Source organism: Enterococcus dongliensis (assembly GCF_031927985.1).
GTDB lineage: Bacteria > Bacillota > Bacilli > Lactobacillales > Enterococcaceae > Enterococcus_A > Enterococcus_A dongliensis.
This window is the reverse complement of sequence record NZ_JARPZC010000001.1, coordinates 256,103-278,205: the sequence shown is the minus strand read 5'-3', so window position 1 is coordinate 278,205 and position 22,103 is coordinate 256,103. Positions and strand designations below refer to the sequence as shown.

19 protein-coding genes and 1 other RNA gene are annotated in these 22,103 nt (G+C 39.0%); 14 read left to right on the top strand and 6 right to left on the bottom strand.

Annotated elements, in window-relative coordinates:
* Positions 1-77: 77 nt before the first annotated feature.
* The 8 genes from P7D84_RS01335 to P7D84_RS01300 all read left to right on the top strand — a co-directional run bounded on the left by P7D84_RS01335 (position 78) and on the right by P7D84_RS01300 (position 11,913).
* Positions 78-1,259, top strand: a complete 1,182-nt coding sequence (locus P7D84_RS01335) for a metallophosphoesterase family protein (RefSeq protein ID WP_311804772.1) — start codon at positions 78-80, stop codon at positions 1,257-1,259.
* Positions 1,249-3,873, top strand: coding sequence for an ATP-binding protein (locus P7D84_RS01330; protein WP_311804771.1), 2,625 nt, complete (start codon positions 1,249-1,251; stop codon positions 3,871-3,873). The genes P7D84_RS01335 and P7D84_RS01330 overlap by 11 nt, the downstream gene beginning before the upstream one ends.
* On the top strand, positions 3,873-4,817 hold the full coding sequence (locus P7D84_RS01325) for a 3'-5' exoribonuclease YhaM family protein (protein WP_137603991.1): 945 nt from the start codon (positions 3,873-3,875) through the stop codon (positions 4,815-4,817). Before P7D84_RS01330 ends, P7D84_RS01325 begins: the two co-directional genes overlap by 1 nt.
* A gap of 233 nt (positions 4,818-5,050) precedes the next feature.
* Complete coding sequence (locus P7D84_RS01320) at positions 5,051-7,471, top strand: HAD-IC family P-type ATPase (protein ID WP_311804770.1); 2,421 nt, start codon at positions 5,051-5,053, stop codon at positions 7,469-7,471.
* 97 nt (positions 7,472-7,568) lie between these two features.
* Complete coding sequence (locus tag P7D84_RS01315; RefSeq protein WP_311804769.1) at positions 7,569-9,062, top strand: phosphohexomutase domain-containing protein; 1,494 nt, start codon at positions 7,569-7,571, stop codon at positions 9,060-9,062.
* Between the two features lie 207 nt (positions 9,063-9,269).
* The gene (gene sapR / locus P7D84_RS01310) at positions 9,270-9,941 is read left to right on the top strand and encodes a two-component system response regulator SapR (RefSeq protein ID WP_137603960.1); all 672 of its coding nucleotides are present in this window, start codon (positions 9,270-9,272) and stop codon (positions 9,939-9,941) included.
* A 13-nt stretch (positions 9,942-9,954) separates the two neighbouring features.
* A complete protein-coding gene (gene sapS, locus P7D84_RS01305) occupies positions 9,955-10,974 on the top strand; it encodes a two-component system sensor histidine kinase SapS (RefSeq protein WP_311804768.1) in 1,020 nt (339 codons plus the stop codon).
* A 75-nt stretch (positions 10,975-11,049) separates the two neighbouring features.
* Positions 11,050-11,913: a GRP family sugar transporter gene (locus P7D84_RS01300; protein ID WP_311804767.1), complete on the top strand. Its 864-nt coding sequence runs from the start codon at positions 11,050-11,052 to the stop codon at positions 11,911-11,913.
* 54 nt (positions 11,914-11,967) lie between these two features.
* Here the strand turns inward: P7D84_RS01300 and P7D84_RS01295 are convergent, their stop codons facing one another.
* Both P7D84_RS01295 and P7D84_RS01290 read right to left on the bottom strand, forming a co-directional pair.
* Positions 11,968-13,158, bottom strand: a complete 1,191-nt coding sequence (locus P7D84_RS01295; RefSeq protein WP_137603957.1) for a toxic anion resistance protein — start codon at positions 13,156-13,158, stop codon at positions 11,968-11,970.
* Positions 13,159-13,226: 68 nt separating this feature from the next.
* Positions 13,227-13,880 carry a 5-bromo-4-chloroindolyl phosphate hydrolysis family protein gene (locus P7D84_RS01290; protein ID WP_311804766.1) on the bottom strand — a complete coding sequence of 218 codons (654 nt, stop codon included), beginning with the start codon at positions 13,878-13,880 and terminating at the stop codon, positions 13,227-13,229.
* Positions 13,881-14,188: 308 nt separating this feature from the next.
* On the opposite strand from P7D84_RS01290, the gene P7D84_RS01285 reads away from it, so the two are divergent.
* The 4 genes from P7D84_RS01285 to P7D84_RS01270 are packed head-to-tail and all read left to right on the top strand — an operon-like array spanning position 14,189 to position 16,384.
* Positions 14,189-14,755, top strand: coding sequence for an NUDIX hydrolase (locus P7D84_RS01285; RefSeq protein ID WP_311804765.1), 567 nt, complete (start codon positions 14,189-14,191; stop codon positions 14,753-14,755).
* A 28-nt stretch (positions 14,756-14,783) separates the two neighbouring features.
* The gene (macP, locus tag P7D84_RS01280) at positions 14,784-15,068 is read left to right on the top strand and encodes a cell wall synthase accessory phosphoprotein MacP (RefSeq protein ID WP_137603954.1); all 285 of its coding nucleotides are present in this window, start codon (positions 14,784-14,786) and stop codon (positions 15,066-15,068) included.
* Positions 15,069-15,123: 55 nt separating this feature from the next.
* A complete protein-coding gene (locus tag P7D84_RS01275; protein WP_311804764.1) occupies positions 15,124-15,816 on the top strand; it encodes a 5'-methylthioadenosine/adenosylhomocysteine nucleosidase in 693 nt (230 codons plus the stop codon).
* A gap of 22 nt (positions 15,817-15,838) precedes the next feature.
* The gene (locus P7D84_RS01270; RefSeq protein ID WP_137603952.1) at positions 15,839-16,384 is read left to right on the top strand and encodes a cysteine hydrolase family protein; all 546 of its coding nucleotides are present in this window, start codon (positions 15,839-15,841) and stop codon (positions 16,382-16,384) included.
* 57 nt (positions 16,385-16,441) lie between these two features.
* Here P7D84_RS01270 and P7D84_RS01265 read toward each other — a convergent pair whose 3' ends face one another.
* The 4 genes from P7D84_RS01265 to ssrS all read right to left on the bottom strand — a co-directional run bounded on the left by P7D84_RS01265 (position 16,442) and on the right by ssrS (position 18,390).
* On the bottom strand, positions 16,442-17,116 hold the full coding sequence (locus P7D84_RS01265; protein ID WP_311804763.1) for an HAD family hydrolase: 675 nt from the start codon (positions 17,114-17,116) through the stop codon (positions 16,442-16,444).
* A 201-nt stretch (positions 17,117-17,317) separates the two neighbouring features.
* Positions 17,318-17,788: a universal stress protein gene (locus P7D84_RS01260; RefSeq protein WP_137603990.1), complete on the bottom strand. Its 471-nt coding sequence runs from the start codon at positions 17,786-17,788 to the stop codon at positions 17,318-17,320.
* A 58-nt stretch (positions 17,789-17,846) separates the two neighbouring features.
* Positions 17,847-18,131, bottom strand: a complete 285-nt coding sequence (locus P7D84_RS01255; protein WP_311804762.1) for a hypothetical protein — start codon at positions 18,129-18,131, stop codon at positions 17,847-17,849.
* A 65-nt stretch (positions 18,132-18,196) separates the two neighbouring features.
* A non-coding RNA gene (gene ssrS / locus P7D84_RS01250) (6S RNA) lies at positions 18,197-18,390 on the bottom strand.
* 111 nt (positions 18,391-18,501) lie between these two features.
* Between ssrS and P7D84_RS01245 the strand changes: the two genes are divergently transcribed.
* Together P7D84_RS01245 and P7D84_RS01240 are read left to right on the top strand one after the other, a co-directional pair.
* Positions 18,502-19,740, top strand: coding sequence for a hypothetical protein (locus tag P7D84_RS01245; RefSeq protein ID WP_311804761.1), 1,239 nt, complete (start codon positions 18,502-18,504; stop codon positions 19,738-19,740).
* Positions 19,643-22,036: a hypothetical protein gene (locus tag P7D84_RS01240; RefSeq protein ID WP_311804760.1), complete on the top strand. Its 2,394-nt coding sequence runs from the start codon at positions 19,643-19,645 to the stop codon at positions 22,034-22,036. Before P7D84_RS01245 ends, P7D84_RS01240 begins: the two co-directional genes overlap by 98 nt.
* The last annotated feature ends 67 nt before the right edge of the window (positions 22,037-22,103 follow it).

Sequence of the window (22,103 nt, the reverse complement as noted above, 5' to 3'; positions counted from 1 at the left end):
GATTTTTCTCAATCATTGTCGTTAAAAAACGCTGATTAAGAGAAGGATCTTTTCCATATGATGATAGGAGGAGAAAAATGAAATTTTTACATGCAGCGGATCTCCATTTGGATCGCTCATTTGAAGGACTGACTCGTGTGCCGGAACAGTTTCAAGAACAATTGCTGACGGCCAACCAAAAAATGTTGGAAAACATCGTCGACACAGCGCTTACTCAATCGGTAGATTTCATTTTGTTGGCTGGAGATACCTTTCACCAGAATCGTCCTACCTTACGAACACAACGGTATTTTTTCCAAGAAATGGCACGATTAGCAGCAGCGGATATTTCTGTTTTCATGAATTTTGGTAATCATGATTTTTATCAAGCGGAGCGATATTGGTTTGCCTTTTCAGAGAATATCCAACTGTTTACCGATGAACGAGTCGAGACGAAAAATTTTGTGACAAAAGCTGGTGAAACAGTTGCTATCACAAGTTTTAGTTACCAACATCCGACTATTGAAACACAAATGGCGCTAAATTTCCCCCATAAAAGTACTGCTGATTTTCATTTAGGGATGTATCATGGCGGTCAATTGCCGTATGCACCGTTCTTATTGTCAGAATTATTGACAAAAGGATATGATTATTGGGCATTGGGACATATCCATGTGCCGCAAATTTTAGCTCAGCAACCGTTAGTCGTTTATCCGGGAACGCCGCAAGGTCACACACAAAAAGAGACCGATTTAGCAGGTGTCAAATTGGTGGAAAGTCAAGGCAATCAATTGATCGCTAAAACGATTCCTGTTGAGGCAGTTCGTTGGGAAAAACGTACGATTTCTTTAAAAGAAGTAAAACAGCCGCGAGAGCTTTTTCCAATGCTGCGGAAGTTAACAGTCGATTTGCCGACGTTATTACAAATTGAATTTAGCGATACAGAACAATTAGGCGAGGAACTTGTCTATCAAATAGCTTCAGGAGAATTGTTGGAGGCTTTACAAGCAGAGATTCCAGCAACTATTTTTTTGTGGAAACTTTCGTTAGCTCAATCGCCTGTTTCACGACCATACCTTGCAGTAAACAAAGAATTAGTGGATCAGTTAGTGACTACATATCAAACACCTGCTGTTTTTAGTGATTTATTGAGTGAACTAAATCAGAATCCACAACTGCATTATTTATTGGATCAAGAATTCAGGACAGATATTGTGAGCTTAGTAAAAGAAAAAATGGCGCAAAGTTATCGTTTTAGGAGGGATGCTGATGTGGATTAAAAAAGCAGAGGTCACAAGTTTTGGCAAGTGGCGTCAGCAGACATTTTTATTTGAAGCAAAAAATCAATTGGTCTATGGATTAAATGAAGCAGGAAAATCTACCTTGTATCAATTTATCCAAGCAATGTTATTTGGTTTTCCCACCAAACGAAAAAAAGGACAAGATTACACACCTAATGACGGCAGTGGTTTTGGCGGACGCCTGTTGATTATACATGAGACTTATGGAACGGTGACGATTGAACGGTATAAGGCAAAAAATAAAGGAAAGGCCAAAGTTTGGTTAGAAGATGGTCAGCAAGGAGACGAAGAATTACTGGAAAAAATTCTTTACCCATTAAATTTGCCGCTTTTTCGCCAAGTCTTTACCTTCCAACAAGAACAATTGCAGCAGTTAGAAACATTGACGGAAGAAAATCTACATGAGGCACTGATCTCATTGGGATTATCTGGCAGCAGTGAATTGTTTGAACAGCGAATCCAATTGAAGAATAAATATGAAAGTATTTATCGGCCACGAGGACGCAAACAACCATTGAACCAAGCGTTGCAAAACTATCAACGTTTACAACAAAAGATTAATGAAAAAGAACAGCAAGAAGCAAGCTTTCAGCAATTGGTTCGCCAAGCAGAGGAAGAAAAACTGCAAGTATCCCAGCAAGCTGCTCGAAAACGAAAACTTCAAGAACAACAATTGACTTTGGAACAGCAGCGAATGAATTGGTCTGGCTATGCAGAATTTTTAGATTTAAAAAAAATGACGCTGGATTTATCCAGCAGCGAAAAAGAACGTGGAGAACTTCAAACGTTTTATCAAGACTACCAACAGTTGATGAAGGAACAAGAAAAACTCCATGCAGTCTTACAAAAACATAGCGGGAATCAAGAATCGGCACGGTATTATTTTTATTTAGAAAATGAACAGCGAATCCAGCAATTATTGGATGAGAAAGTCTCTATTACTCGAATGCTGGATGAAGAACAGCGCATTGCCGTTAAGTTGGCTGAGACGAATGGGCAAGGCCGCTGGCAGCAACATCCGCCGCGTCCTTTTGCCGATGAACGAGCAATCCAAGCGCTGTTTACACCGCTTCAAGCACAACAAAAAGTATTGGAAGAACAACAGCTGCGCCTGCATTTAGTCAAAGAACAACGAGATCAAGCAGAGACCAGTTTGAATCTGTATGAACAAAAACATCCGGAACTTTTTAATAACAAGAAAAATCCACCATGGTTGTTGGTTGCAGCAATTATAGGTGTGATCGCTGCCTTCTTTGTGCCGACGCCTTTTCGTTACCTGCTGTTGATTGCAGCAATTGCTTGCGGGATAGGCGGCATGGCGAAACATAACCGGCCAATCGATAAAGATACTTGGCAAGAAAAATTGGGCCAGTTAGATGTTTATGAAGGTCAACTGGCAGAAATGACAGAAAAAATCAAAAAAAATCAATTAAACATGCAACAGCTGTTCCAACAGATTCAACATGAACTTCAGCAAAGAAATTTATCCGAGGCTGAAAACGAATTTGCTGTGATTCAAGAAAATCAGCAAGCGCAGCATTATTTAGCACAACAACAAGCAAATACTGAACTGCAGCAACGTCAGACTATGTTGCATCAAAAGTTGTTGCAACAAGAACAGCGCTTTGTCTTTTTGACTGAATGGCTGCCTTTGCATGACAAAACACTGCTAGAAAAACTTTCCACCTTGGAACAATTTGCGAAAGAAATGGAGCAGATCCGCTTTGCCCAAACGTATCAAGAAAACACGGTGCTGCAACAACGTATCCATGAAATACAAAAGCAGCAGCAACAACTATTGGATCAGTATCAGCCGTTGCTAGAAAAAATCGGACTGGGGTATCCGTCAGAAATTCCAACCTTTTTACAACAAGAAACCAAGATTCTCCAAAAACAAACGCGTCTACAAGAATTAACAGAACGTGTTGCGCCGCTATTTCCTTATGAGACAACACTAGCAGAAATTGAAGAGTCTTTGCGTAATTTAACACGAGAAATCCAAACTAGCGAGACGCAACTGTTGCAATCACAAGAACATGAACAACGATCTCGTTTGCAGATTCAACAGATGCAAGCCGATGGGACGTTAGATAGCTTGTACCAGCAAGCGAGCCAACAGCGAGCGTTGATTGAAAAATTAACGACAGATTACGCCGTGGCAAAGTTGGAAAATCAGTTATTGCAAGACATCGCAACTGAATTATCCGAACAGCAGTTACCAGAATTATTAAAACAAGCGACGGAGTATTGCCAATTGTTGACCAACAACGCTCATAGTCGCTTGGATTTCATTGATGGTTTGTTGATGATTGATCAATTAAGTCTATACAATCTTTCAACAGGGACCAAAGATCAGGTTATGATGGCGTTTCGCTTTGCGTATCTTACGTTGCAGCAAAATCATCCACTCTGCCCAGTAATCATTGATGATGGTTGGCTCCATTATGATCATCAGCGGAAACAGCAATTTGCTAAATTATTGCAACGTTTTAGTCAAAATTATCAAATCATTTGTTTGTCATCTGATCAAGAAATGGTAAGCTATTATCAAGAGCTTCACCAGCCTGTCTGGGAATTGAAGGGAGTCCAATGATGAAAAAAATCAAAGAATTAACGGTCGATGAGCAATTTGAGATGTATGTATTGATCAAAAATGCCGATGTCCGTTTGGCTAAGAATGGGAAAAAATTTATTGCTTTTACTTTCCAAGATACTTCAGGAACAGTAGATGGCAAATTCTGGGATGCCTCAGAAGAGGAAATCAAACGTTATAAAGCCGGTCAAGTTGTTTTATTGACGGGAAAGCGGGAGATGTATCAAGGCAACCCACAAGTCAAAATCATGCATTTGCGTACGACAAAACCGGAAGAACCAAATGATCCTGCACTGTATATGGAACGAGCACCGATCAAACGGGAAGAAATGGAAGAAGAAATCAATCAAACTTTATTTGAGATTACCAATGCCCATTGGAATCGTGTCGTCCGATTTTTACTAAATAAATATCAAAAAGAATTTTTTGAATTTCCAGCCGCTAAACGCAATCACCACGCGTTTGCAGGCGGCTTAGCATTTCACACATTAACGATGTTGCGCTTAGGTAAGGCGATTGCGAAAGAGTATCCGCAGCTGAATAGCTCTTTGCTCTATGCAGGGATCATTATTCACGATCTAGGCAAAGTGATTGAATTGACAGGCCCTTCTTCCACTGAATATACGGTAGTTGGGAATCTAGTTGGTCATCTGGTTTTAGTGGATGAAGAAATTACAAAAGCTTGTACTGAACTAAAAATCAACGATGCGGATGAAGATATTGTGATTTTACGTCATATGGTTTTATCTCATCATGGCCTGTTGGAATACGGATCGCCCGTTCGCCCACGAATTATGGAAGCAGAAATTTTACATCAGATTGATAATATCGATGCTTCGATGCAAATGATTTCCAGTGCGGTAAAAAATGCTGAGCCAGGAACGTATACGGAGCGGATTTTTGGAATGGATAATCGTAGTTTTTATGTTCCAAAAGATAATTAATCATCTTTTACTAATAAGTAAAGAACGGAATATATTTCTACAAAGTCGCAGCTTGCTGCGGCTTTTTTCTTACAATAAATTCCAACAAAGCTTTCAAAAGTCAAGAAATCAAAATCAGACAGTGCTCAAATCCGACTTAAAATGTGAGTCGTGGTAAGATGAACATAGGGAATTGAGCAAATTTTTGTTGTGAGAATACAGTATTAGGTACAAATGAGATGAGGTGAAACCGGATGAAGAAAAAGAAAGAAGTTCAAACGGTAGAAGAAACTTTTGATAATGTAGAGATTCCAGCAGATTTAAAAGGCTTAACAGCTGCTGAGGTTCAGAAAAAAATAGAACAAGGTCAGACCAATCAAGTGGAAGATAATTTATTGAAAACAGATAAAGAGATTATCAAAGAAAATACGATCAACATCTTTAATCTGCTCAATCTTGTTCTGGCATTATTAGTATTGTTAGTAGGCTCACCGAAGAACACTTTATTTTTTGGTGTGGTGATCATCAATACGTTAATCGGGATTATCCAAGAATTACGCGCCAAACATACAATTGATCAGTTATCTGTTCTAGCAAAGGCTAAAGCGACTGTATTAAGAGAAAATCGGCTACAACAGATCGATCAAGCGGCGATTGTTTTAGGCGATATCGTGTATCTGCGTAGCGGCGATCAAGTACCAGTAGATGGTCAGCTAGTAGCTGGTACAGGGATAGAAGCAGATGAATCACTGCTGACTGGTGAAGCCGATCGTGTACAAAAAAAAGTAAAAGATAAATTATTTAGCGGCAGTTTCATAACAGCTGGAGAATGTTTTTATCAAGGAACTGCTGTAGGCAAAGATAATTTTGCGGAACAATTAACTAGTGAGGCAAAAAAGAAAAAAACCGGCAGTTCAGAACTAACAAAAGTATTGAGTCGTATGATTGCAGTTTTAACAGTTGTCATCATTCCAGTGGGATTGGGATTGTTTTATAGTCAATATCAAGCGTCTGATTCTATGCGTCAAGCAGTATTAGGAACAGTTGCGGCATTAGTCAGCATGATTCCAGAAGGATTGATGCTATTGACTAGCGTTGCGTTTGCAGTCGGAGCAGCAAATTTGGCCCGAAAAAAAGTCCTAGTTCAAGCGTTGCCTTCAATCGAAACGTTGGCTCGTGTGGATGTGATTTGTTTAGATAAGACTGGAACGATCACTGACGGCACATTGAAGTTTGAAACAGCACTGTTGGAAAATATTTCGGATAGTCGTTTCGATGTGATTATGGGTGCATTGATGCAGCATTCAAATGATCAAAATGCAACGGCACAAGCACTGAGAAAAGCATTTCCAGCTAGTGGTGATTGGCAAGCAGAAAAAGTCGTGCCATTTTCTTCTGCACGAAAATGGAGCGGTGTGACGTTTAAAGAACAGGGCAGTTTTGTAATTGGTGCACCAGAGTTTATCTTCAAAACTTTACCATCAAAAATGCGGGACAAAATCCAACCTTATCTAGAAGACGGTCAACGAGTATTAGTTTTAGTCGAATCTCCTGAAACATTAACAGAGGAGTTTGTATATGAGCCGCAATTGCTAGCAACACTAATTATCTCAGATAATTTAAGAGAAAATGCCCGGGAAACATTTGGCTACTTTGCTAAACAAGACGTGCAATTAAAAGTTATTTCAGGGGATCATCCATTGACGGTTTCAAAAATTGCTCAAAATGCTGGGATTGAAAATGCAGAAATGTTTATCGATATGTCTACTTTGAGTGAACCAATCGATTATGATGCGTTAGTGGCACAAACAACAGTTTTTGGCCGAGTCACTCCTAAACAAAAACAATTTTTGATTCGAGCGTTAAAAGTAAATCATACAGTTTGTATGACTGGTGACGGGGTCAATGATGTTTTAGCTTTACGGGAAGCGGACATCGGTGTGGCGATGGCCAACGGAAGTGGTGCAGCTCGTGCAGCATCTGATGTTATCTTATTGGATTCTGATTTTGCTCGTATGCAAAATGTTTTAAATGAAGGTCGGCGGGTCATCAATAACATCGAACGAGTGGCCTCGATGTATTTGGTCAAAACAATCTATTCGTTGTTATTAGCGGTGATTTTTATGTTCATCACCAATCCTTATCCTTTTGAACCTGTTCAATTAACCCCCATCAATGCGTTAACAGTAGGAATTCCTTCCTTTTTCTTGGCATTGAAACCAAGTTATGAACGCATCAAAGGCGATTTTTTAAATAATATCTTGCGAGTATCATTGCCAGGAGCTTTGACAGTAATCAGTGCTGTGATGCTCGTTCAGCTAGCAAGCAGCTTATTTAGACTGGATTATCAGGCAACGTCAACGATGTCCGTTTTTTTAACAGGCTGTGTAGGGCTGCTCGTTTTATATAAAGTATCTTTTCCATTAGATAAGAAAAAGATTGCTTTGATCACTATTTTGAGTGTTGCTTACGTGAGCTGTTATCTATTCTTTAGAGAATTTTTTGATTTTGACAAACTTTGGAACCGCAATTTATTTTTTGTCATTCCATTAACGTTTGGCAGCTATTGGCTGTTCAAAGGATTGACGTTTGTCATGGAACGACTGGTTTCTTGGCGTATTCGTTGGCAAAAGAGACGTCAGGCTAAAAAGAATCCTCAGTCACGAGTTCTTTAATAATTAAAGATGAAACAATAAAAAATCCCGGAAAAGGCTTTCTTTTTCGGGATTTTTGGTATAATAAACTATAAATAGAATCAAAGGAGGTTCATCAATGGAGTTAACGAAATTACAAAATGGTTCAGATATTCGTGGAATCGCTATCAATACAGAAGATAATGTAAAAAATTTAGGAGCTGAGGAAGCCCGTCTGATTGCACAAGGGATTCTCAATTGGTTAGCAAATAAAGGCGTGGAACGGCCGTTTAAAATCGGAATCGGACATGATAGTCGATTAACCGGTCCAGAATTGAAAACAGCAATGATTGAAGTGTTCAAAGCTGCAGGTTGTAAAGTCTTAGATTTTGGTTTAGCAACGACACCGGCTTTGTTTATGGCAACACAGTTTGAAGAATTTGCTTGTGATGCGGGAATCATGTTGACGGCGAGCCATCTGCCATTTTATTTCAATGGTATCAAGATCTTCAGTCAAGTCAGCGGTGCAGAAAAAAATGATATCGCCTACATTTTAACTCATACTGAAGCGAGTGAATCTGCAGAAGGAACAGTACAACAAGCGGATTTATTGTCACGCTATGCTGCAGATTTAGTTGAAAAAATTCAACGAGGCAGCGGCAGTCAACAGCCGTTGAAAGGATTAAAAATCGTTGTAGATGCGGGAAATGGTGCAGGAGGTTATTTTGCTGATAAAGTTTTGGCTGTTTTAGGAGCAGATACGACGGGTTCACAGTTTTTAGAACCTGATGGGAATTTTCCTAATCATATCCCAAATCCAGACAATAAAGAAGCGATGAATAGTATCAAACAAGCTGTGTTGGATAATCAAGCTGATTTGGGCGTAATTTTCGATACTGATGTCGATCGTTCGGCAATCGTTTCAACAGACGGACAAATGATTAATCGAAACAACTTGATCGCAGTATTGTCAGCGATTGTTTTACAAGAGCATCCAGGCAGTACAATCGTCACTAATTCACCAACGTCAGATCATCTGAAACGTTTTATTGAAGAAAAAGGCGGCAAACAATATCGCTATATTTCTGGTTACCGCAATGTCATCAACAAAGCGATTGAACTCAATCATGAAGGAATCGATTGTCAATTAGCGATTGAGACGAGCTCACATGCAGCCTTTAAAGAAAATTACTTTTTAGATGATGGTGCATATGTGATCGCAAAGGTTTTGATGTTGTTGCCGAAATTACAAAAAGAAAATCGTGACCTGACTGATCTGATGGCTGAATTGGAACAACCAGTTGAGACATTAGAGATTCGTTACACGATCAAAGGCGAGAACTACAAAGAAATTGGTCAGCAAATGATTGAAAAATTTCGAGGAGAACTGCCAAAACAAGCAGGTTTTGTGGAGAATCCAGAAAATCAAGAAGGTGTACGTTTTTCAGTAAAAGATCCTTACGGAAAAGGTTGGATGTTGCTGCGTTTAAGTTTGCATGAACCGTTGTTAGTCATGCAAGTGGAAAACGATCAGGCCGGACAGATTCAAAAACAATTACCGATTTTCCGAGAGCTCTTAGCGCAAGAATCTCACATTGATTTAAAGAAACTTGACCAACAATTGGCTAAGTAAAATGATTTGAAAAAATAGCCTCTTTATCCTATCAGATAAGGAGGCTATTTTACATAGCGGCAGAACAACGCGAATGCAAAGAACATCAATTTTACTAAAAATTAAATTGTAAAGGATCATCTTTCAAATTTTTCTAGTTCTTTGATATGATAAGAGCGCCAATTAAATAAAATCGATTTATAAAACTAGTTTAGAGAAGGTGATCAAATGGCAAAAATCATGATTGTTGAAGATGAGGCGGTAATTCGCCAATTGATTGGTGAAGAGCTGACAAAATGGCGCTTTGATGTCTATCAAGCCACCGACTTCAACCAAGTTTTCGAAGAATTTGAACAGATCGCACCACAACTTGTTTTATTAGATATTAACCTGCCAGTTTACGATGGGTATTACTGGTGTCAAAAAATCCGTGAGGTCTCCAAAGTTCCGATTATTTTTATTTCTTCTCGAAATACCAATATGGATCAAATTATGGCGATGAACATGGGAGCAGACGATTATATCACCAAACCATTCCAAGTAGATATTTTAGTCGCAAAGATCAACGCATTGTTGCGACGATCATACAATTATGCAGAAAGCGGCGAAGCACTAGAACATAATGGAATCACATTGAATATCGATAACAGCAGTATGACGATCAATCAAGAAGTCGTTGATCTTAGCAAGAATGAATACCGCTTATTGTTCATTTTAATGAAACAACACGGCAAGATCTTAAGCAGAGACAAATTATTGAGAGCTTTATGGGATGATGAGCGCTTTGTAGACGACAATACTTTGACAGTGAATATCAATCGTCTGCGACGCAAGATCGAACAAGCAGGAATTGAAGAGTACATTCAAACAAAAGTTGGACAAGGATACATCGTCCCGTAAGTGAGGAGTCTGTATGACATTTAGCAAATACTTAAAAGACCGTCTGTGGATCTTATTGGCTTGGGCTGTTTTGAGCGTATTATTGATTGGGATGATCTGGTTAACACCTGATGTGCATAATTTTTGGGACAATCTTAGTTATTTATTGATTCTACAGTTATTTTTGATTTTTCTTTTTTTTACAATCGATTATCATCGTCGAAAAAACTGGTACCAATCATTTGATCCAGATGATTCGCCGCTCCAACACTTTGTAGAATCAGCAGCTGCAAATGAAGAATACTTAGTCCAAGAATACGTGAATCAACAAGTGCGGCAGCATCATCTAATGATTGAACAATTACTAAGCAGCCAAAAAGACCAGAAGGATTATTTAGATTCATGGATTCATGAGATTAAGGTCCCACTTGCCGCAGTAGATTTGATTTTAAATTCGATTGAATTTGATATCCCAGATGATAAGTTTTTTTTGCTGCAAAATGAACTTCAGCAAATTGATGAGTATGTTGAACAGATTTTGTATTATTCCCGCTCAGATGAATTCGTAAATGATTATTTGATCCAAGAATACTCCCTAAAAAAAGTTATTCAGCCAATCATTCGCAGTCAAGCAAACTACTTTATTCAAAAAAATCTGCAGCTGACACTAGGCGAAGAAGATGCCAAGGTGTTAACAGATGCCAAATGGATTGAATTTATCTTCCGTCAATTATTAAGCAATGCAATCAAATATACGCCAGATCATGGACAGATTAAGATTCATATCACTACTAAAGCCGGCGGTGTCGAGCTGAGTTTGCAAGATAATGGCATCGGAATCCCGCCAGAAGATATAGGAAGAATCTTTGACAAAGGATTCACTGGTGAAAATGGCCGGACAGCACAACAGCATTCTACCGGACTTGGTTTATATTTAGCCAAGACATTAGCTGGGAAATTGGGTGTCGAATTGTATGCAAAATCAACGATGAATAAAGGGACAACGATGACTTTGTTTTTCCCACGATTAGATTATTATCATGAAGAACGATAAATTTAGATTTTTTTGTTGCCAAATTTCCTTTTTTTCGCTAAACTATTTCAGTTGTGAATTGAAGGGAGTAAGTTTATGAGTATTTTGATTGCCCTAATACCGATGGTAGCATGGGGAAGCATTGGTTTGGTAAGTGGGAAATTAGGCGGAGACGCCAACCAGCAAACCTTAGGAATGACGATGGGGGCTTTTGTTTTTGCATTAGCGACATTTTTCATCGTTCAGCCAGCAATGAGTAGTTGGATTGCATTGATTGGTTTCTTGTCAGGGTTTTTTTGGTCGATTGGTCAAAATGGTCAGTTTCACGGGATGAAATTCATGGGGGTATCGGTTGGTTTGCCGATTTCAACCGGCTTTCAATTAATTTTGAATACCGTCGCCGGCGCAGTGTTCTTCCATGAATGGACAAAGACAAAAGATTTTGTCTTTGGCTTTATCGCATTAGCCTTGCTTGTCTTAGGTGCATACTTGACTGCACGTAAAGATGACGAAAGCGGTGTTGAAACAGATAATGGCATGTTGAACTTCGGAAAAGGATTTCGTGCACTGATTTTTTCGACCCTTGGTTATGGTGTGTATACCATCATCATCACGTGGGCAGGACTTGATCCATTAGCGATCATTTTACCGCAAAGTGTCGGGATGTTAGCCGGTGCTAGTTTCTTTGCCTTTCGTAAAGCGAAAGTTGATCGTTATGTTTGGCGCAACATGATCTCAGGTCTATTATGGGGCATTGGGAATATCTGTATGTTATTATCTGTCCAAAACATTGGTTTAGCGATTGGGTTCTCATTGTCACAAATGGGGATCATTATTTCGACCATAGGAGGAATCTTCCTGCTAGGTGAACACAAAACCAAAAAAGAAATGTACTATGTCATTATCGGCTGTCTGTTGATCATCATCGGCGGAGTCGTCTTAGGATATATGAAAGCATAAAAAAATAAGCATGCCAGTTGGCATGCTTATTTTTTTATTGAAAAGAAGATGTAACTATTGACCGGAATTTAATTCCATTAGTTTTTGTTTCAAGTCGTTTTCCATATGACCAATCTCGATCTCTGCGGCTTGTCGACGTTCACGGCCTTCTTTTTGGATTCGTAAGGTTTCTTCTAGTGTTTCAACTAAATCATTTTGGGTTTGTTGCAGGGTATCTAGATCAACGATTCCACGTTCATTTTCTTTTGCTGTTTCAATAGTTGAGATTTTCAACATCTCTGAATTTTTCTTCAATAGATCATTCGTTGTCTCTGAAACTTGGCGTTGTGCAGTAGCTGCATCTTTTTGGCGTAACAGAGTCAAGGCGATCGCTACTTGATTTTTCCATAAAGGAATCGCAGTATTGATTGAAGCTTGGATTTTTTCCGCCAATGCTTGGTTTGTATTTTGAATCAAGCGAATTTGCGGTGCTTGCTGGATCGTAATTTGACGCGCAAGCTTCAAATCATAGGTTCGTTTGTCTAGACGATCTAAAAATTGAGTGTAGTCGTTGACAATCTGAACGTCCATTTGATCACCAGAAGCTTGTGCTTTTTCGGTTGCTTCAGGGATTGTAGTGAGTTTTAATTCTTCAATTTTTAATTCAGCAGCTGCAATATAGATATTTAATGCATCGAAGTAATCTTTGTTTTTGTTGTAAAGCGTTTCTAACATTTGATTGTCGCGTAATAGACCATCTTTTTCAACATTTAACTTTGTTGCGATTTTATCGATTTGTGCACCGATTTTTTGATATTTTGTTGTGATTTCATAGATTGATTGTTTCACTTTGCCAAACATTTTTTGGAAAATATTACCTTCACCGACGCGTAATTCATCAGGGTTGGCCTCGTTTAGACGATACATCAATTGGTTTAATGAATCACCGATTGGTCCGATGTCTTGTGCTGAAACAGTGTTTAGCATAGACTGTGAAAATTCGCTTAATTTGGTTTGAGCGGTAGCTCCGTAACCAATAACGGCTTGAGAATCATTTATATCGATTTTTTTAGCCAATTCCCGTGCTTGAGCTTGTCGTTCTTCAGGTAGTTTGTCTACTAAGCGGTCAGCTTGTTCTTGCGAATGCAGCTGAGAGATCTCCTGTTGCTGAACCGGGGTCAAAGAATCGGTACCAAAAGGGTTGCTGAGTAAATCATCTAATGTATTATCGACCGGTTTGACTGGTTGTTTGTTTTCTGGTTCCACTGTGGTTCCTCCTGTTCGAAAAAAATCTAGCTTCAGCTAGATTTTTTTGTTTCAATCATTGTCTGTTATTATTTTGTAGATAAATCAGGATCATGTTTGAGATTTTTTTTGGCAATCGAGATTTCAACATCCATGTCTTCCAAATCATCAGCGACGAATTGTTGATAATCTTTCACGATCAAATCAGCCATTTGATCAATGATTTGTGCGCTTTCTTCTAGTTTACCATAAACTTCTTTAGTCTTAACTTCATGTCCATTGATTTCGACATAATTGTCTGTCAGATCAACGATATTCGGTAAGTGAGTATAAAGAAATTGACTGGCTTCAGGTAGCCGCTTTGGATCTTTTACTAACTCTTTAAACAACGCTTTAGCAGCCTTTAAAGTATCGTGGCGCAGATCAATGGCTTTTAATTTAGCATTCTTTTGGATATTTTGTTGGAGCCGCAAGATTTGCTGTTTCGAAAGATTCATTGTTTCACGAAACACGTCGATTTCACGTTCGCTCATTCCTACAGTTTTATAATACGTTTCTTTTTCCCTGCTTAAAGAGGGTAGTTCTTCTTTTTGTGGACGGACTTTTCGGCCTTTAATTCCACGATAGATCAACCAAAACCCAACGACCAACATCAAGAAGACGATATAGTCACCGAAGTCTCCTTCAAAAAAAGAAAGAATGCCGATCACTACGATGATGATAGGGAGTATTTTCCTTCGCATAATAATCCTCCTAGTCTAGTAATAACCCTTCACATTAATAGTTAAAATTCTTGATTTCTTTACACGCTCATCATAGCATGAAAATCTATAGAAAGAGTATCAGTCTAAAGATGGATTTTTCATATTTAGAAAAAACATAAGAAATTTCTGTGATACAATAGGGCAGAACCGTCACATCCTCATTATTGGAAGTATCCATGTCTTGATCATAATGATCCAAGATGATGGACAATCAGCTACAGGTAGAAGTAGGAAAATAGACTATGGATGAAACGAGCCGATCCTTAAGGTAAAAAGGAGATACTACAATGTTAGAGTATAAAGATTTTGAAGAAAAGACGATTGAGCGTAAAGAAATATTTAAAGGAAAAATCATTGATGTTTATTTAGACGATGTTGCCTTGCCAATGGGAGGAAAGGCAAAACGAGAGTTGGTCTTCCATCATGGCGGCGTGGGAATCATTCCAATCACTAAGGAAAACAAGCTCATCATGGTCAAACAATTTCGTAAACCATTGGAAAAGGTAGTCTTGGAGATTCCTGCCGGAAAAATCGATCCTGGCGAAGGACAGCATCCGGAAAAAACAGCACTGCGGGAATTAGAAGAAGAGACCGGTTATCGTACGGATAAATTAACTTACATAAACGAAATGTATTTATCACCAGGATTTTCCAATGAAAAATTATACATTTATCACGCAGCAGACTTAGTAAAAGTCGAAAATCCACGCCCGCAAGATGACGATGAAGTCTTAGAACTGTATGAATTGACCCTGGAAGAGGCGAAACAAGCGATCCAAACGGGTTTGATTTGTGATGCCAAGACTATTTTTGCGGTCAATTATTGGGAATTAACCCGCTGCCAAGAGAAATAAATTCATATGAACAAGGAGAGGATTACGCATGAGCCAATCACCTCTGGTGACGCGCAGCGAATTGAGAAAACGAAAAGAAGAGCAAGAACGTTTAGCACAGGAACAGCGAGAAGCTGCTGAACGGGCCTATGAAAAAAGAGAAAAAGAAATCAGCTCAGTCTATCGGAAAGAACTAAAGAAAAATAAACCAGTCACGAAATCTCGCAGCAGCGAACGTGCGAAACAAAAAGAACGTGGCAGTTTTTTAAATAAAGCGATAATCTTAGTCTTATTGCTTTTGATTGTCGTTATGCTCGCGGTCTTTTTCATTTAGCTGCATCTAAAAATGAGTAAAAATAATTTAATTTATGTGAAATAGGAGAATGATTATGAAAATCGGTATTATCGGTGCAATGGAGCCAGAAGTAAAAGCGTTACGAGAAAGTCTTGAACACCCATTATCTTGGGAACAATCCGGGGCGTTGTTTATTTCAGGCAGTTTAGGCAATCATGAAGTGATCGTCGTACAATCTGGAATCGGAAAAGTTTTGGCTTCTATCACTACGTCTGTGTTGATTCAACAATATAAAGTCAATATGGTGATCAATACAGGGACTGCCGGCGGGATTGGAACAGGTCTAGCAATCGGAGATCTAGTTATCGCTGATAAAGTGGCTTATTTTGATGTAGATGCAACAACATTCGGTTACAAATTAGGACAAGTTCCTGGAATGCCGCTTTATTATGAAGGATCTACGTATCTAAAAGGCGAGGTGTTAGAAGCTAGTAAAAAATTAAATCAAACGACACATGTTGGGCTAGTTGTCTCAGGAGATACTTTTGTCAGCAGTCCTTCAAAAATTTATGAAATCAAAGCTGCATTTCCTGAGGCGTTGGCTGTTGAAATGGAAGGTGCTGCAATTGGTCATACTGCCGCACAATTTGGTATCCCATTTTTAATCGTGCGGGCAATCAGTGACACAGCTGACAATGAAGCGACAGAAACACATGAAGAATTTGTACAGCGTACGGGAACATTATCTGCACAACTGGTAATAGAATTTGTGAACCATCTGAAATAAAAAAACTAGGAGGGATCTTTGCATGCGGGCGTTACTTTCAATCGATTATACGAATGATTTTGTGGCAACAGACGGGAATTTAACAACAGGCAAAGCAGGTCAAGCAATTGAAGAAGCGTTAGTGGCTGTAACAAAAGAGTATTTTCAACAAGGGGATTTGGTCGTTTTTGCGATTGATGGGCATGACCCAAGCGATCACTATCATCCAGAGAATAATCTTTTTCCCGCACACAATGTAATCGGTACTAGCGGTCGAAACCTTTATGGTTCACTGGCTGATTTTTATCAAGAGCATCAAAAAAAAGACAATGTTCTTTGGATCGATAAGCGACACTATTCAGCTTTTAGCGGAACAGATTTAGATATTCGATTACGGGAACGAGGAATCACTGAGCTGTGTTTGACCGGTGTATGTACGGATATTTGCGTGTTACATACAGCAGTAGATGCGTATAATCTGGGCTATCAATTAATCATTCCTGAAAAAGCGGTCGCAAGTTTTGATGCAATAGGACATACTTGGGCACTGAATCATTTTGAAAATACACTAGGTGCCAAAATCAGTTAGACAGAAGAGTTATTGAAAAATATTTAGACGCAGACAAGTGAATTGTCCGCGTCTTTTTTATTGCAAATAAGTTGGAATGAAGCGTGTAAAATCTTCTATGATCCCATCTTGTGCTAAACCTTCTGCTGCAAAGATTTCTCGATTCTTGCCGATTGGATCAATGGCTACAATCGTCCCAATCTGAGCATTTCTAGCAGCTTGCAATCCTGAATAAGAATCTTCCACCACCAAACAATTTTCAGGTTCGACCGCAATTTTTTGAGCGGCAATCAAGAAGATATCTGGCGCAGGTTTCCCAGGAAATGTTCCAGTGTGATACACAATTTGATCATACTCAAACCAATCACCTAAATTTAAATAGTCAAAGTAGAAATCGATATTCACTTTGGGTGATGCTGAAGCAATCGTCATTGGAATCTTTTTTTCTTTTGAGTAAGTGAGAACTTCCTTCAGCCCCTTAGTAAATCCTTGATGGTTGGGACTGGCTAACACAAGTTTTCGATAATACGCTTCTTTTTCATCAGATAATTGTTCAACTTGCTCATCAGTCAACTCCGATGAAATGAAATGGCGTAAAATCACATCATTTGTTTTGCCATGAATATGTTTCAAAATATCTTCTTCAGTCATTTTTTTCTCTGTGTATTTCTGGATCACATATAGCCAAGCAGCTTCATGAAGATCAGAATCCATGAACATCGTCCCATTGAAATCAAAAATAATGCCTTTCATAAATAACCTCACTTTTTACCAAGATACTCATAGTTTAGCACGTTTCAAAAAAAATGGAGGAAAAACAAATGCCTAATCGAGGAAGAAGTGTCGGATTTAATTAGGAGTGAGTAAAAAAAAAGAGAACCGCAAAATCTTGCGGCTCTCTTTTAAATGGATCGTAGCTTAAAAAGTTTCGATCGATTAAACATTTACTTTGGGTTATTTTTCTTCTTCAGGAACCTTGTTATCTAGGTCCGTCCGAACAATCAATACATCACAGCTTGCATTACGAATAACATATTCAGAGACTGAACCGATAAATAAACGTTCAACGGCGTTCAAACCAGTCGCTCCAAGCATAATCAAGTCGATTTGGTTACTTTCAGGAATTTGATTAGCGATCATTACTTTTGGTGCACCATATTCGATGACCGTACTGATGTGTTCAACTCCTGCTTCTTTTGCGTCTGCTTCATAATCGGACAATGTTTGTTTTGCCATATCAGTTGCTTGTTCTGCTAAAACATTATCGAAAGAAGAAACTGTTTGGAACGCGCGCGTATCAATGACATGCGCCAATAATAATTCCGCTTGATTTCGTTTTGCAACATTCACTGCTTTTTTGAAGGCTAATTCTGCTTCGTTTGAACCATCAACAGCCACCATGATTTTACTATATTCTTGATCCATCATTACCAACTCCTTTTCACCTCTTTATTTTAAAACAAAATGCTTAAAAATGGTACTGTTAACCTTTTCTGGTTTTGGCACCCATCACTAACGCAAAGATAGCGGCTGCGACCAAGAGCACGATCAGATATATCATGGAGTAAGTTCGTTGGTTAATGATTCCCATAATGATACCAACGATTCCAAGTAGAGCATAAAGATAACCAAATTGTCGCAAAAAACTTCGCGATTCATTTTGTGATTCTTTGCTGAAGAGGACTAAAAGTCCTTGAGGTTTTTTAATTAAGTAATAGCTGCAAATCAATAAAATAAGTGCTAGTAAAAATAATAAAATACGAACCATTTTCTTCCTCCAATACAAGAAAAAGCAATTTGCAGTACGCAAATTGCTTTCATTCCATAAAAATGGAAAATTCCGTCGATGCCGTTATTCACCCGATAGTATTGATCCCGCAAAATCTAGCAGGTGGGTTCCATGGTCTAAGTATTGAACTACCAAATGAAAAGGCGTGTTACCAACTTTGACACAAGACGGATCCCAAGATATCAATAAAAATGTTCGGTCAACACTGAAATAGGCAACGCGTACATCACAGAATTTCCATCTCAATCATAGCACAGTGTTTATAGAGACGCAATGAAGTGGCTTACATTTATAAACTTAAAAGCAACCCTGTCTTCTATACGTATATTGTATAAAAAAGGAGACGAATATGTCAAAAAAAATCGCTTATTTTCTATTGTATATTTTTATCTTATTATTTGGTCCGTTTGTTCTGCAGGCAGAAGCCGAAACAATAAATGTTTTTCCTCCAATCAATCAGCAGACGGAGTATCCCTCAAGCGTCAAAGGATGCCAACAATTATTATTGGACCTCTATCGATTTGGTGGAGCCGATCAATATGAGATCCGCATCTCTGCACCTCTTGATTTAAGTCAAACAGCTATTGGTGAAAATGTCGTCTATTCTGATCCGACACTTGAGACAATCAATTTTGTTAGTATCTTCAAAAAAATAAAATTCATAGGGACATCGGCTGAAGCAACACTGACCCTGCCAGATACGTGTTTTTTCGGTCAAGAGACACAGTTAGAAAAAGTGACACTGCAAGCAAAAAAAATCTACGGCAATGGTCAAAAACTGCTCTTCAAAAATATCCAGCATAGTCAGCACACGCAATTGTTTGGCGGCAGTGATCGCGATCTGGTGGGTAATCCTGAAATTATTTTTCAGCAAGTCACGGGTGGCACTTGGGAAATCTATGGCGGAAATGAAGCAGGAACATTGAGAGGAAATCCAATCACACAAATTTTAACGCTGACTGGTGAAATCACTCAGCTTTGTGGCGGCTCGTTAACTGGAACAATCCGTGGAAATGTCGCTACAGAAATCAAAGAACTTAATGGCACACTTGCACGCTATTACGGGAGCGGAATTGGTACTGAAGAAACACCCGTTGAAGTGACGGGTGAGACAACAAATACTTTAACTTCTTGTTCTGAAGAGTTTCTATTAGGCGAATTTGTTGGGGGTGCAGCTTATGGCAAAACAGGAGCAATTACAAATTTGATTACAGGTAGTGGCAGTTTTTCGGCTGAAGGAATCTTGATCGGCGGTTCTCAATCAGGGGAGATTAATGGAGGCGACCGTGCGATTTCAACGACTATCGATACGCGTCATTTTCAAAAAGGCGAACGAAGTTTTGTCGGTGGTAATCAATATAACGGCAAGATCATCGGCGATATTGAAAATCAAATCAATGCAAGAAGAGTAAACAAAGGTTCATTTATCCGAATTGATGGTGCGGGAGGTATGGATCTGCAGAAAAAGAGTTTATCAAATACTGAAAGTTTTGTACCAGAAATCAATCAAACCGATCCACAAAAAACGAACATCAGAGGAACTGTGGTACGATCAGTTATCTGCAGAAGACCGAAAATCATTTGCTAAAAATCGTACGGCTTTTTTAGTTGAAGGAAATGTGACCACACATTTGTTAGGCGGTTGTGTCAGTGGCGGACTTGGTGTTAGTCAAAATATACGGGGTGCTGGATTTGCTGGTGTAATCAATGGAAAAGTTCGTTTGATATTAGGGAAAGAGCGGCTGGTTTATAGTAAACTTTGGGGCAATCACGCACAACAAACAGGGATTGATCCAAATTATTTACCAACTACTACAAATCTAGCCTCTAATTACGGTTTTAATGCAGCAGCAGGCGGCGGTGACAATCGAAATGTATGGGAAAATACACTGTTTATTAATGGGACGACTGAATTGATCATTGAACAGGCCTTGTTAAATTATGGTTACGGAGGAAGTTTTAGCGGAACAATCGAAGGAAATCGGCATGTTCGAATGCAAGGTGGTCAAGTTAATCGTTTGTTTGGATCAGGGGGCGGGTGTTATCGACTTTATGGCGATAGTTATCTTGAAATGACTGGAGGACAAATAGAAAATGTTATTACAGCAGGAAGTGATTCAGATCGACGAATGATCGGCAACGGCTATACAAAAATCTTGGCTGGCGAATTTTTCGGATTATTAGCAGGTTCTTATGGTGTACGATCAAATCATATGATTGATGGAAATATTGAAACAATCGTTGTAGGAGGCGTCTTTCAGAAAAAAGGCAGCGCAACACAAATTATGGGAGGGATAGCTAAAGAAGGTATGATTAGCGGAGCTGTTTCTTTGACACTGACTGATTCGATTGAATTGATGCCAGGCATAAGTATTGCCGCTGCTCGGCCTAAAAATGCTGGTAGGACTAATCTTTTGGGTACGGTCGATAAGCCAGTTCAATTTAAATTTGCTACAAATAAAACTTGCTCTGAGCTTGAGCTAATAGGAGATGGTGGAACAGATGCGCGTTCATTGATTGCGCCGAAAATTCAAATGATTATCGATACACCAAGGGGAAATTTCTCATTGATTCAAGGCATGATTAAAAATAGTTATGCGGGGCGATTGACACATGAGATCATGCTCGATATTCAATCTGTTCAAACGATTAAGACACTCATTGGCAGTGATCAAACGTCTTTTACGAATCCTTTGATTGAAAATAGCACCGCAAAGGTCGTGATAAACTTTGGGGCACTTTCCAAAGAAAATTTTGTCGAAACAATCCATAATTTTACCCAACTAACTATCGATCAACAGTTGACTGCAAGGACTATTTTAAATGGCAGCGAGGCAAACAATGAAAATTTTGATCAACGTTATCATCGGTTCGGTGAGCTTATTTTGGCAGAAGGAGCGAGCTTGGCAGTAAAGGAACTAAAAGTAGGAAGCTTGCTAGCGAATGAAAGGGCAGAGATCCATTCACCAGCTGGTGCACACACGATTTTTTTAAGACGATTGATCCCTGAGAAAAAACTGATTTGGCGCTTACTGGAACCAAAACGAACTGAAAGTATTGTAGGAAATTACTTTGCCCAGCAAAAAGGCTATCCAATAATGACTTTTGCAGGAAATGATGGTTCGCTATCGCCAGAAAATTTTATTGGTTTTGATGAAGAGGGCCGTGCGTATACAGGGGATATGGATGGACAGAGCGGACTCGCAGTGGCTGCTACGATAATAAACTATCAAGTAACCAGCTCGTTAGGTGAAATTGCGCATAATCTTACTTTAGAGCCTAGTAATACTCCATTACCTTTAGCGTGTTGGGGAACAGCTGACAGTAGACAAGGTGAACTAATTATTCCAAGTGAAAATGAAATTACCCCTAAGTTGAGCTTTCTTGAAACCGATCGATTTTCCTTTTTGCAAGCTGAAATAATCAGTAATGGGGAAAAACTAATTTATACAAAATCAACTTGGAGTGCCCCTAAACATTACTATTATGAAATCTATGCGAAGTTCCAACAAAAAACAGAATTATTGAGATTATTGACCGTTCCAGATTGGATTGATTTTGGTCAACGAGCCATAGGCACACAAACAATGTTTTATCCAAAGATCTCAGGACAATTAGAAGTACAGGATACGCGAACGGATTCTGAACCGTGGCAAGTAACTTTGCAAGCTGAGACACCGGAGATTGGGAGCGTGTATTTACAAACTGCAGGGCGATTCGTCTCGCTAGAAGAGGCGGTTCCGCTTTTTACTCAAAAGGGTTCGTTTATAACAGATTTTGATAATTGGTCTAAAGAGCTCGTTTTGACTGTCCCAATTGAACAACAAAAAGCCGGCACCTACTCGTTGACCTTTTATTGGACTCTGACTACAGAAGTTGAATGATTTTTCATGATAAAAAATAGCCGAACGATAATGTATCGCCGCTGTGATAAACAGCAGCTTTCCATTA